Annotated in this window: 11 protein-coding genes and 1 tRNA gene; 5 read left to right on the forward strand and 7 right to left on the reverse strand. The window is 71.6% G+C overall.

What is annotated here, in order from left to right:
* Positions 1–8: 8 nt before the first annotated feature.
* Entirely contained in the window at positions 9–194 is a 186-nt protein-coding gene (locus EJF31_RS14285) for a hypothetical protein (RefSeq protein ID WP_125037838.1), read from the reverse strand.
* 114 nt (positions 195–308) lie between these two features.
* On the opposite strand from EJF31_RS14285, the gene EJF31_RS14290 reads away from it, so the two are divergent.
* The 3 genes from EJF31_RS14290 (at position 309) to EJF31_RS14300 (ending at position 2,752) form a co-directional block, all read left to right on the forward strand.
* The gene (locus tag EJF31_RS14290) at positions 309–914 is read left to right on the forward strand and encodes a TetR/AcrR family transcriptional regulator (protein WP_125037839.1); all 606 of its coding nucleotides are present in this window, start codon (positions 309–311) and stop codon (positions 912–914) included.
* A gap of 80 nt (positions 915–994) precedes the next feature.
* Complete coding sequence (locus EJF31_RS14295) at positions 995–2,212, forward strand: acetyl-CoA C-acetyltransferase (RefSeq protein WP_125037840.1); 1,218 nt, start codon at positions 995–997, stop codon at positions 2,210–2,212.
* A 48-nt stretch (positions 2,213–2,260) separates the two neighbouring features.
* On the forward strand, positions 2,261–2,752 hold the full coding sequence (locus tag EJF31_RS14300) for a MarR family winged helix-turn-helix transcriptional regulator (protein WP_125037841.1): 492 nt from the start codon (positions 2,261–2,263) through the stop codon (positions 2,750–2,752).
* Positions 2,753–2,863: 111 nt separating this feature from the next.
* On the opposite strand, the gene ettA is transcribed toward EJF31_RS14300, so the two are convergent.
* The 5 genes from ettA to EJF31_RS14325 all read right to left on the reverse strand — a co-directional run bounded on the left by ettA (position 2,864) and on the right by EJF31_RS14325 (position 9,758).
* A complete protein-coding gene (ettA, locus tag EJF31_RS14305) occupies positions 2,864–4,546 on the reverse strand; it encodes an energy-dependent translational throttle protein EttA (RefSeq protein ID WP_125037842.1) in 1,683 nt (560 codons plus the stop codon).
* A gap of 88 nt (positions 4,547–4,634) precedes the next feature.
* Positions 4,635–5,060: a single-stranded DNA-binding protein gene (locus tag EJF31_RS14310; RefSeq protein ID WP_125037843.1), complete on the reverse strand. Its 426-nt coding sequence runs from the start codon at positions 5,058–5,060 to the stop codon at positions 4,635–4,637.
* Between the two features lie 126 nt (positions 5,061–5,186).
* Complete coding sequence (locus EJF31_RS14315) at positions 5,187–6,842, reverse strand: GTPase (protein ID WP_125037844.1); 1,656 nt, start codon at positions 6,840–6,842, stop codon at positions 5,187–5,189.
* A 55-nt stretch (positions 6,843–6,897) separates the two neighbouring features.
* The gene (locus EJF31_RS14320; RefSeq protein ID WP_260430869.1) at positions 6,898–8,640 is read right to left on the reverse strand and encodes a dynamin family protein; all 1,743 of its coding nucleotides are present in this window, start codon (positions 8,638–8,640) and stop codon (positions 6,898–6,900) included.
* Complete coding sequence (locus EJF31_RS14325; RefSeq protein WP_125037845.1) at positions 8,637–9,758, reverse strand: PrsW family intramembrane metalloprotease; 1,122 nt, start codon at positions 9,756–9,758, stop codon at positions 8,637–8,639. Before EJF31_RS14325 ends, EJF31_RS14320 begins: the two co-directional genes overlap by 4 nt.
* Positions 9,759–9,816: 58 nt before the next feature.
* On the opposite strand from EJF31_RS14325, the gene EJF31_RS14330 reads away from it, so the two are divergent.
* Together EJF31_RS14330 and EJF31_RS14335 are read left to right on the forward strand one after the other, a co-directional pair.
* Complete coding sequence (locus EJF31_RS14330; RefSeq protein ID WP_260430871.1) at positions 9,817–11,250, forward strand: aminopeptidase P family protein; 1,434 nt, start codon at positions 9,817–9,819, stop codon at positions 11,248–11,250.
* A 38-nt stretch (positions 11,251–11,288) separates the two neighbouring features.
* Positions 11,289–11,362 (forward strand) — tRNA-Arg (locus tag EJF31_RS14335).
* Between the two features lie 55 nt (positions 11,363–11,417).
* Here the strand turns inward: EJF31_RS14335 and EJF31_RS14340 are convergent.
* Entirely contained in the window at positions 11,418–12,068 is a 651-nt protein-coding gene (locus EJF31_RS14340) for a response regulator transcription factor (RefSeq protein ID WP_125037847.1), read from the reverse strand.
* Between the last annotated feature and the right edge of the window lies 1 nt (position 12,069).

Consider the following 12,069-nt stretch of genomic DNA (forward strand, 5'->3'; position numbering starts at 1 on the left):
GGTCGGGATCAGTGCGTGTGCGCGAGACCGCCGTAGTAGCTGCGGACCGTCTGGCGCCGGGCGACGCGGACGCTGCGGTTGCTGAGCACGAACTCGGCGACGGCGCCGATCGCGAGGGCGGCACCGAGGATGGCGACGACGTAGAAGGCGATCATCCACGCGGCGAGGGTGGTGGGGTCGAAGCTGGCGGCCATGACGATTCCTTTCTACACATGTAGAATCTCTACATCTGTAGAAAGTACGCCCCTCGCGGCGGCAGCGCAAGCCGGCGGGTAGTGTCGCGGGTCACCATCCTCGGAAGGGTCCGCATGTCCCCGTCTCCCCCGGTCACCACCGACCTGAGCCCCCGGCGGCGCCAGCTGCTGGACGCCGGGCTCCAGGTGGTCGCCGACGAGGGCCTGCGCGGGCTGACCCACCGCGCGGTGGACCGGCAGGCCGGGCTCCCCGAGGGCAGCTGCTCGGCGTACCTCCGGACCCGCAAGGCGCTCCTGGTGGCCCTGACGGAGTACGTCGCGTCGTCGCTCGCCGGCGACGTCGACGCGCTCGCCCGGGACCTGCAGGGCTGCCCGGGCGAGTCCGACCGCGCGGTCCAGCTGACGAGGCGGCTCTTCCAACGCTGGGTGGAGGAGCGCGAGCTGCTGCTGGCCAAGCTGGAGCTCTCCCTGGAGGCCTCGCGCGACCCCGAGCTCGCCGAGCTGATGGCGACCTGGCGCAGCCGGCTGGTCGACGTCGTCGACGGCATCATGGCCGCGCAGGGCAAGGAGCACAGCGCGGAACGGGCCGAGACCCTCGTGTCCTCCTTCGACGGCATCCTCTTCGCCGCCCTGCTCAAGCCACGCACGGCGCGCAAGGACTTCCTCGCCCGCTCGCTGCAGCTGCTGATGACCTCGATGGCCGCCCCCGGCCAGGGGTGACGGACGCCTCGCCCACGGGCCCGCGCGACGGTCTAGGGTTGCTGGCGCCCGCGTCCCGCACCCCCTGATCGGAGAGTTCCATGCCCGAGGCCGTCATCGTCTCCGCCGCCCGCACCCCCATCGGCCGCGCGAACAAGGGGTCGCTCAAGGACCTGCGTCCCGACGACCTGAGCGCCTTCATCATCAAGACGGCGCTCGAGAAGATCCCGGGCCTGGACCCCAACACGGTCGACGACCTCTACCTCGGGTGCGGCCTGCCGGGCGGCGAGTCCGGCAACAACATGGGCCGGATCGTCAACGTCCTCAACGGCATGGACGAGGTGCCCGGGGCCACCATCACCCGCTACTGCGCCTCCTCGGTGCAGACGACCCGGATGGCCTTCCACGCCATCAAGGCCGGCGAGGGCGACGTCTTCATCTCCGCGGGCGTGGAGACGGTGTCCCGCTTCGCCAAGGGCACCTCCGACCACTGGCCCGACACCCAGAACCCCCTCTTCGCCGACGCCAAGGCGCGCACCGACAAGACCGCCGAGGGCGGCGTCGACTGGCACGACCCGCGCGAGGACGGCCTGCTCCCCGACGCCTACATCGCCATGGGCCAGACCGCCGAGAACGTCGCCAAGCTGCGCGGCCTCTCCCGCCAGGAGCTCGACGAGTTCGGCGTCCGGTCGCAGAACCTCGCCGAGAAGGCGATCAACGACGGCTTCTGGGCCCGCGAGATCACCCCCGTGACCACCCCCGACGGCACGGTCGTCAGCACCGACGACGGCCCCCGGGCCGGCGTCACCTACGACGCCATCAAGGACCTCAAGCCGGTCTTCCGTCCCGACGGTGTGGTCACCGCCGGCAACTGCTGCGCCCTCAACGACGGCGCCGCGGCCGTGGTGATCATGTCCGACACCAAGGCGGCCGAGCTCGGCCTGACCCCGCTCGCCCGGATCGTCTCCACCGGCGTCAGCGGCCTGTCCCCGGAGATCATGGGCCTCGGCCCCGTCGAGGCCACCAAGCGCGCGCTCAAGCACGCCGGCATGAGCATCGGCGACATCGACCTGGTCGAGATCAACGAGGCCTTCGCCGCCCAGGTCGTGCCGTCGTACCAGGACCTCGGCATCGACATCGACCGCCTCAACGTCAACGGCGGCGCGATCGCCGTGGGCCACCCCTTCGGCATGACCGGCGCCCGCCTGCAGAACACGATGCTCAACTCGCTGGAGTGGCACGACAAGAGCACCGGCCTGATCACGATGTGCGTCGGCGGCGGCCAGGGCATGGCGCTGATCCTCGAGCGCATCGGCTGAACCCCGGATACGCGCGGCGGGGGCGGGCCCACGCAATACGCTGGGCCCATGACTGAAGTTCCCCGCTTGGCGCGCTGGCTCGACACCGACCAGCAGCGGTCGTGGCGAGGGCTGGTCATGGGCACCACCCTGCTCTTCGACCGGCTCGACGACGACCTCCGCCGGGAGTTCGACATCTCCCTCGTGGAGTACGAGATCCTCGTCCGGCTCTCGGAGTGCGACGGCCGCAAGCTGCGGATGGCGCAGCTCGCCGACGCCCTGGCCCACAGCCGGTCCCGGGTGACCCACACGGTCACCCGGATGGAGCGCGCCGGGCTGGTCACCCGCTCGGTCTCGCCCGAGGACGGTCGCGGCATCCTGTGCTCGATGACCGACAAGGGCTACTCCCTGCTGCGCCGGATGGCGCCGGTGCACGTCAACGGCGTGCGTGACCACCTCGTCGACATCGTCGACCCCGCGGACCTCGAGGCGCTCGGCCGGGTGATGAACGCCGTCGCCGACCACCTGGTCGCCGGACATCCGGAGATGGAGATCCGCTGAGACGGCACTCCCCGGCACTCCCGAACGACCGAGAGGGCACTTTCCGGGACTTCGAGTTCCGGAAAGTGCCCTCTCGCACGTCTGGGAGTGCCGGGGAGTGCCCTCTCGCGATCAGTCGCGCGTGAGGCGGCGGTGCGTCACGCGGTGCGGACGCGCCGCCTCGACGCCGAGGCGCTCGATCTTGTTCTCCTCGTAGGACGCGAAGTTGCCCTCGAACCAGAACCACTTGGCCGGGTCCTCCTCGTCGCCCTCCCACGCCAGGATGTGGGTCGCGACGCGGTCGAGGAACCACCGGTCGTGGGAGGTGACCACGGCGCAGCCGGGGAACTCCAGCAACGCGTCCTCGAGCGAGGACAGGGTCTCGACGTCCAGGTCGTTGGTCGGCTCGTCGAGGAGCAGCATGTTGCCGCCCATCTTCAGCGTCAGCGCGAGGTTGAGGCGGTTGCGCTCACCACCGGAGAGCACGCCGGCCTTCTTCTGCTGGTCGGGCCCCTTGAAGCCGAACGAGGCGACGTAGGCGCGGGAGTTCATCTCGAAGTTGGCGACCTTGATGAAGTCCAGGCCGTCGGAGACGACCTCCCAGACGTTCTTGTTGGGGTCGATGCCGCCACGGCTCTGGTCGACGTAGGAGATCTTCACGGTGGTGCCGACCTTGAGCTCGCCCTCGTCGGGCTTCTCCTGGTCGGTGATCATCCGGAACAGCGTCGTCTTGCCGACGCCGTTGGGGCCGATCACGCCGACGATGCCGGCACGGGGCAGCGAGAAGCTCAGGTCGTGGATGAGCGTGCGGTCCTCGAAGCCCTTGCCGAGGTCGTTGGCCTCCAGGACGATGTCGCCGAGGCGAGGACCGGCCGGGATGTTGATCTCCGAGGTGTCGATCTTGCGCATCCGGTCGGCCTCGGCCGCCATCTCCTCGTAGCGCGCGAGACGGGACTTGCTCTTGGTCTGGCGGGCCTTGGCGTTGGAGCGCACCCACTCGAGCTCGCGCTCGAGCATCTTGGCGCGCTTGGCGTCCTTCTGGCCCTCGATCTTGAGGCGGTCCTTCTTGGTCTCGAGGTAGGTCGAGTAGTTGCCCTCGTAGGGGTGCGCCTGGCCGCGGTCGAGCTCGAGGATCCACGAGGCGACGTTGTCGAGGAAGTACCGGTCGTGGGTCACGGCCAGGACGGCGCCGGGGTAGGAGGCGAGGTGGCCCTCGAGCCACTGGACCGACTCGGCGTCGAGGTGGTTGGTGGGCTCGTCGAGGAGCAGCAGGCTCGGCTGCTGGAGCAGGAGCTTGCACAGCGCGACGCGGCGGCGCTCACCACCCGAGAGGTTGTCGACGATCGCGTCCGGCGGCGGGCAGCGCAGCGCGTCCATCGCCTGGTCGAGCCGGCTGTCGAGGTCCCACGCGTTGGCGTGGTCGAGGTCGGTCTGCAGGTCGCCCATCTCGGCGAGGAGCTTGTCGTAGTCGGCGTCCGGGTCTGCCAGCTCCTCGGAGATCTTGTTGTAGCGGTCGAGCTTGCCCTTGATCTCGCCGACGGCCTCCTCGACGTTCTCGAGGACGGTCTTGCCCTCGCTCAGCGGCGGCTCCTGCTGGAGCATGCCGACCGTCGCGTCGGGGTCGAGGATCGCGTCGCCGTTGTTGGCGTGGTCGAGCCCCGCCATGATCTTCAGCAGCGAGGACTTGCCGGTGCCGTTGGGGCCGACGACGCCGATCTTCGCGCCGTGCAGGAACGACAGCGTCACGTTGTCGAGAACGACCTTGTCGCCATGGGCCTTGCGCACATTGCGCAGGGTGAACACATACTCCGCCATGGGTCAGGAGCCTACGGGGGAAACCCCCGGGCGCCGATTCCGGGGTCAGGGCACCGGCGCCCGCGACCGACCCGCTCTCCGGCGGCCCTCAGGCAGCCACCTCCTCGGCGGCCTGCGGGGTGGCCTCCTGCGTCGTGGCTTCCTGCGGCCGCGGTGCCTGGAGCTTCGTGAAGTGGGTCGTCCCGCGGTTGAGGTCGTGGCCCACCGCGATGGCGTCGATCTCGAAGGACGTCATCTCGACGCCGGCCGAGCTGACCCATGTGGAGGCGTTGAGCCGGCCGTGGACGACGACCGGGTCACCACGGCGCAGCGAGGCCGCGCAGTGCTCGCCGAGGGCGCGCCACGCGTTGACGGTGAACCACTGGGTGGTGGCGTCGCCCCACTCCCCGGTGGCGCGGTTGAGCCGGCGCGGCGTGCAGGCCAGGCGGAAGCTCGCCACTATCGCGTCGCCTGCCTGGCGGGTGCGCACGTCGGCGCCGAGCCAGCCCTGGACGGTGATCTGGGATTCGTTCATCGGTGTCTCCTTGTCTCGATCCGGGTGATCGGTTCGAGACTCGGTGGCAGCACCGACGAGACCGGACGGCTCCCCCAGGCCTTGGGGAAGGGAGCGACCGCGGGTCGACCTGTGGACGACAGGTGGCTAGCGGAGCGCCTGGCCCAGGCCCTCACGGACCGTGGTGTAGGCGGTCAGCTCGGCCTCGACCGGGTCGACGACCAGCTCCTGGGCGACGGTGCGCACCGCCTCCCGCAGTCGAGCGTCGGCCCGCCGGGCACGCCGCCGGGCGGTCGCGCGCACCAGCAGGCGGCAGACGAGGGCGAGCACGATGCCCAGACCGATCCCGCCGAGCAGGAGCACGGTCGGCACGGGGAGGGGGCCGACGTCGGGCGTGCCCGGCGCGGACATCTGGAGGTAGTCGAGGACCGCGAGCGTCCCGAGCCAGACGGCGCCGGCCAGCGCCGCGACGATGAGCAGCCACTGGAGCAGGCGCACGGCGCCGGCCCACACGGGCATCCGCGCCACCCCCAGCTCGGTGTCGGAGAGGGCGCCGTCGAGGCGGTCGCCGAGGTCGGGGAGCCGCGCGACGGACGCGCGGCGCACGGACTCGGCCCACGGGCGGGCGAGCCCCTCGGAGACCTCGTCGGCGAGCATGCGGACCTCGGCGTCGACCCGGGCGCGCTGGACCTGCGTGGTCTGCGGCATCGACGTGCGCGACCGTCCGGTCAGCTGCTTGCCGTCGGCGCCGAGGTCGAGGTGCAGGCGCTTGAGGGGGTCGGGGCGGAGCCGGGACAGCCAGGACGTGACCGGCCACCCGGTGGCCCGGCCGGCCCGCAGTCGGGTCGAGCGCTCCACGGCGTCGACGACCGTCGGCACGCCGGCGGCCTCGGCGAAGGCGTCCTCGAGGGCGGCCACCCGCTCGCGCGGCAGGGCGCGGGTCCGGCCGGTGCCGCTGGCCTCCTGCATCCTCGAGGCGGCCGCCTTGAGGTCGGCCTCCAGGCGCGCGCGGGTCATCTTCTTGGCCGAGACCCGCTGCTGGATCTCGCCCCGCAGGTCGTCGAGGCCGATGCCCTCGCGGGCGCTGATCGGGATCACGGGGACCTTGGGGAGGCCGTCGGCGTCGAGGAGGCGGCGTACGTCGTCGACCATGGACTGGCGACGGTCGGCCGGCACGGTGTCGATGTGGTTGAGCACGACGACCATCACGCCCTGGTGGGTCGCCAGCGGGGCGAGGTAGCGGTCGTGGATGGCGGCGTCGGCGTACTTCTGCGGGTCGAGCACCCACACGAGGAGGTCGGCGAGCTGGACCAGCCGGTCGACCTCGAGGTGGTGGGCGACCTCGGTGGAGTCGTGGTCGGGCAGGTCGAGAAGGACCACGCCCTGCATCGCGTTGTCCTCGCGCTGGGTGTCCAGCATCGAGTCGCGGGTGGTCTGGTGGCGCGGCGGGATCCCCAGCCACTCGAGGAGCTCGTCGGCTCCCTCACGGCCCCACACGCAGGCGGTGGCCCAGGACGTCGTGGGACGGCGTACGCCGACCGCCGAGAGCTCCAGCCCGGTCAATGCGTTGAACGTCGAGGACTTGCCCGAGCCGGTGGCCCCGGCGATCGCGACGACCGTGTGGTCGGCGGAGAGGCGGAGGCGGCCCGAGGCACGGTCGACCACGGCGCGCGCATCCGCGACGAGATCGTCGTCGAGGCGACCGCGGGCGGCTTCGGTGGCCCGGTCGAGCCCGTCGATGCGGACACCGATGTCGGTGCCTCGGGTGACCAGCTTCTTGGCACCCTCGAGCAAGGACGTCATCTTCTCCCCAGACCGCGGAACAACACTGCTGGGCCAACCCTATGCCGTCGGTCGGTCAGGAGTGGCCTTCGGCACGAGGCTGCACCGCCGCGAACCGCAGGTCGTCCACCCGCCGAGACGCGGCTCGCAGCTGCTCGGGGGTGTCGGCGGTGATCCCGAGGCCGTCGAGCAGGTCGGTGTAGCGGCGCCGCTCGGCCTCGAGCAGTGCCGTGACCCGGACCTCCAGAGCACGGCGCGACCGCTCGGCGAGGCTGCGCACGGCCTGGTCGCCGAAGACCGCCTCGAGGAGCTTCTGCCCGAGCACCGCGGACCCGCCGGCGATGCCGACCTCAGCACCGGTGATCCCGGCCGTCGCGGAGAACACGACCACCATGAGCGCGACCGAGAGCCCGTTGACCCCGTAGGCCAGGAAGCGCGCGGTGGTGCGCTTGTCGGCGCCCTCGCTGCGGACCATCTCGAGCACGTCGTTCTGCCAGTCGCGCACGGCCCTCTCGGCCTGGCGCCGCAGCCCGCGGGACGCGCGGCCGAGGTCCTGGCCGGCGGCGGCGAGCAGCGCCTGGCCCGAGGCCAGCGACTGCCACGAGGCCTCGGCCCGCTCGGCGGCGGCCTCGGCATGCTCCATGATCAGCGTCTCGAGGCCGGACTCCACGGCGACGGTGACCCGCTCGGCCTGCTGGGGCTTGCCCTTGACGGCGTTGACGACGCGGTCGCGCAGCCACCCGACGCGGTTCTCCAGCGACTTGAGCAGCTCCCCGGTGCCGACGAACTCCTGCCAGCGCGCGAGCACCTCGCCGCGCAGCAGGGTGCCGTCGGCCGAAGCGGTCGTGATGGCGGTGATGGCCGCGTCGTACGCCTTGTCGCTGTCCTCACGCAGGCGGCGTACGGCGCTCGCCTGCTCCGCGGCCGCGTCGGCCACACCGTGGGTGCGGCGGGCGAGCGTGCGGATGGCGCCGTCGAGCGTCTGCTTGACCACGGCCGTGCGGGCCTCGGTGTCGTCGGCGAGGGACTCCAGCCAGCCGCGGATGTCGGAGACCGACTCGGCCGGGAGCAGTCCGTCGTCGGAGACGGGCCCCTCGTGGACGGTGAAGAGGGGCGAGTCCTTGAGGCCGCGGCTGGCGAGCATCCGGGCCAGGTGGGTGGCGACGGTCTGGACGGCCTCGGCCGGCGTGCGGTCGAGCACGATCGCGACCGCGGCGGAGCGCTCGGCCGCCTGGCGCAGGAAGTCCCACGGCACCTGGTCGGCGTAGCGGGCGGCGGAGGTCACGAACAACCACAGGTCGGCGGCGGCCAGGAGCTGCGCGGCGAGCGTGCGGTTGCGCTCCTCGACCGAGTCGATGTCGGGGGCGTCGAGGATGGCCAGGCCGGCCGGCATCGACAGCGACGGGACCAGCTGCAGCGCGGCCGGGTCGGTGGTCGCGTGGGTGACCCGCTCGAGGTCGGGCAGGAGCCGGTCCTGGCCGAACCACTCCGCGTCGTCGGGGTGGTGCACCAGCACGGGCGAGCGCGTGGTCGGACGCAGCACGCCGGGCTCGGTCACCCGGTGGCCGACGAGGGAGTTGACCAGGGTCGACTTGCCGGCGCCGGTCGAGCCGCCGACCACGGTCAGCAGCGGGGCGTCGATCGTCATCAGGCGCGGGATGACGTAGTCCTCGAGCTGGTCGACCATCTCCTGGCGCGCGGTGCGCTGGGCGTCGACACCGGGGATCTCGAGCGGCAGCTCGGCGTCCTGGAGCGACTGGCGCAGCCGGACGAGCGCGGTGATCATCCGCGTGCTGTCGGCCGTGGGCTGGTCGGTCATCGCGTGGGAACCACCTGTCCGGGGAAGGCGATGTGCGGACGCACCTCGCCGATGCGGGCGACGTACGACTGACCGCGCGCCGCGAAGTCGGGCGGCGGGGTGCCGCGGAGGAAGCGGTGGTGCAGGAAGCCGAGCTCGATGGCGGCCTGCTGGTAGTCGCGCATGGCGCGCTCGGCCGCCTTGCCGCCCTGCTGGCGCGCGAAGGCGCGGCTGCGGCGGCGGGCCCTGAGGTCGACGACCCAGCCGATGTCCGTGGCCGGGATGAGCCCGCGCTGGGCGGCGTCGGAGAGGGCTGCGGTGAGCATCCGGCGCTCCGAGCGGCGCGACCACACCGCGAAGCAGGCGATCGCGACGAGGGCGGGCGCCATCAGCACGAGGTAGACCGTGACGAAGTTGCCGAAGCCGTAGACGGTGGAGGTGTTCCACGTCGCGTGGGCGGCGACGGCGCAGGCGTAGCCGAGCAGGGGCGCGATGAAGCGCAGCGAGCGCGTGCGGGCGCCGACCGCCACCCCGACCCCGATGCCGGTGAAGGCGGTGAAGAGCGGGTGGGCGAAGGGGCTGATGAGGCAGCGCATCACGAACGTGCCGGTGATCGCCGAGGTCCCGCCCGGGCCCATCCCGTCGGTGCCGTTGTAGGCGGCGGCGAGGTAGAGGATGTTCTCGGTGAAGGCGAACCCGACGCCGACCATGCCGGCGTAGACGATGCCGTCGAGGACCCCGTCGAGCTCGGCGCGGCGCCACCACAGCAGGAGCAGCAGGAACAGGCCCTTGCTGAACTCCTCGCTCACCGGCGCCACCACCTCGAGGGTCTCGTTGTCGGTGAAGCCGACCACGAAGCCGCCGACGCCCTGGATGACCAGCGCGGCGGCCGTCGCCACGAAGCAGCCCCACAGCAGGCCGGCCGCGAGCAGCTTGCGCGGCTCGGGCTCGTAGCGGTCCAGCCAGAGGTAGAGGCCGACCAGCGGGCCCACCGGCAGAGCGGCCAGCGCCGTCGCGAGCAGGAGCGTGCCGGCACCACCGGACAGGGCGATGACGAGCAGCATGCCGAGGGCGCCGAGGCCCACGAGGATGGTCACCACCACCGTGAAGGCGACGCTGTCACGGCGGGCTGCGGGCATGCCGCGAAGCCTATCGGGAGTCGCGGATCTTCCCTGCTTCCGGCGTACAGTTGCCGCCGTGAGCGAGCAGAACACTTCCGAGACCCCCTCCGAGTCGACGCAGCCGAAGACCGAGTCGCACGACCCGAGCGTGCCCGAGGCCTGGGCCGCCTTCATGCGCACCGGCTGGGGCAACCGCGACCTCGACCTGCCCCGTCTCCCGGTCGCCGACCCCGCCGCACGCCGCCGTCAGGCCCTCTCCGAGGCCTTCCCGGGCGAGCGCCTCGTGCTGCCGGCAGGCACCTACAAGGTCCGCTCCAACGACACCGACTACCGCTTCCGTGCCGACACCGCGCACACCTACTTCTCCGGCAACCAGACCTCCGACGCCGTGCTCGTCGTCGAGGACGGCGAGGCCGTGCTCTACGCCCGCCCCCGCTCGAGCCGCGAGACCGACGAGTTCTTCCGCGACCGCCAGTACGGCGAGCTGTGGGCCGGCCGTCGTCCGTCCATCAACGAGATGTCGACGTCGCTCGGGCTGCCCGTGCGCCACATCGACGACCTGCCGACGGCCCTGTCCGGCTCCGGCAAGACGCGCGTGCACCGGGGCGTGTCGTCGTACGTCGACGGCCTGGTCGCCGCCGACGAGACCCGCGACGCCGACCTCGCCCGCGTGGCCTCGGAGATGCGCCTGATCAAGGACGACTGGGAGGTCGCGGAGCTGCAGGAGGCCTGCGACATCACCACGCTCGGCTTCGAGGACTCGGTCCGCGACTGGGCCGACGTGCTGAAGTACGGCGAGCGCTGGATCGAGGGCACGTTCTTCCGTCGCGCCCGCGCGATGGGCAACGACATCGGCTACGACTCGATCGTCGGCGGCGGCAAGCACGCCACCACGCTGCACTGGATCGAGAACTCCGGCCCGATCACCCCCGGCGAGCTCGTGCTGCTCGACATGGGCGTCGAGGGCCGCAACCTCTACACCGCCGACGTCACCCGCACCCTGCCGGTCGACGGCACCTTCACGCCGCTGCAGCGCGAGCTCTACGACCTCGTGTACGCCGCGCAGGAGGCCGGCAACCAGGCCGTGAAGCCGGGCGTCCCCTTCACCGCCGCCCACCAGGCCGCGATGGCCGTCCTCGCGCAGGGCCTCGACGACCGCGGGCTGCTGCCCGTCTCGGTCGACGAGGCGCTCTCGCCGGAGAGCAAGGTCTACTCCCGCTGGACGCTGCACGGCACCAGCCACATGCTCGGCATGGACGTGCACGACTGCGGTGCGGCCGCGCCGGAGGCCTACGCCCGCGGCACGCTCGCCGAGGGCATGGTGCTCACGGTCGAGCCCGGCCTGTACTTCCAGGAGGACGACCTGCTCGTCCCCGAGGAGCTGCGCGGCATCGGCATCCGGATCGAGGACGACATCCTCGTCACCGCCGACGGCTACCGGAACCTCTCCGCCGCCCTGCCCCGCACGTCGTCCGACGTCGAGGCCTGGATGGCCAGACACCAGCGCTGAACCCCGGGGACCTCATGGGCCACAATGGTCCCCGCCCAGCCCTCGTAGCTCAGCTGGATAGAGCAAGTCACTTCTAATGTCTAGGTCGCAGGTTCGAGCCCTGCCGGGGGTGCACTGATCGTGGAGTCCTTGGCGCACCAGGTGCGCCACGGACTCCACGATCTCGTCTACTCGCGGTGCGCGGTCTCCACGACGCGCAGCTTGTCCGGCTCGAAGCCGTGCTTCATCCCCCACACGACCGCCTGCGCGCGGCGCTCGACGCCGATCTTGCGGTAGGCGGTGCGGATGTAGGTCTTGACCGAGTTGATGGACAGGTAGGAGCGCTCGGCGATCTCCTGGTTGGACAGGCCCTGGGTGATCAGGGCCAGCACCTCGGCCTCGCGGGCGGTCAGTCCCGCCTCGCGGCCGGGCCAGTCCCCCGCGGCACCGCGGTCGACGGGGGAAGCCTCGGAGGGCGTGACGACCGTGCCGGCGTGGACGGCCTCGACGGCCTCGACCACCTCGTCGCCCGACAACCCCTTGGAGAGGTAGCCGCTGGCGCCCTTGTCGATGGCGCGGGCCACGAGCTCCGGCTGGAGGTTCCAGCTGAAGATGACCACCCGAGCGTCAGACCCGCGGACCAGGTCCTCCAGGTCGATGCCGTCACCCTGCACCTGGCCGAAGGTGTCGTAGAAGATCACGTCGACGTCGCTGATCACCGGCATGCCGGAGTCGAGCTCGACGACCGCCACCCGCTCGTGGAAGGGCGACAGCATCGCCGCGACTCCGGCGACGACGAGCTCGTAGTCGTTGACGATCGCGAGGCGGATGGGGGCCATG

Origin of the sequence: Nocardioides sp. LS1, assembly GCF_003865225.1 — a bacterium.
GTDB classification, from domain to species: domain Bacteria; phylum Actinomycetota; class Actinomycetes; order Propionibacteriales; family Nocardioidaceae; genus Nocardioides; species Nocardioides ginsengisegetis.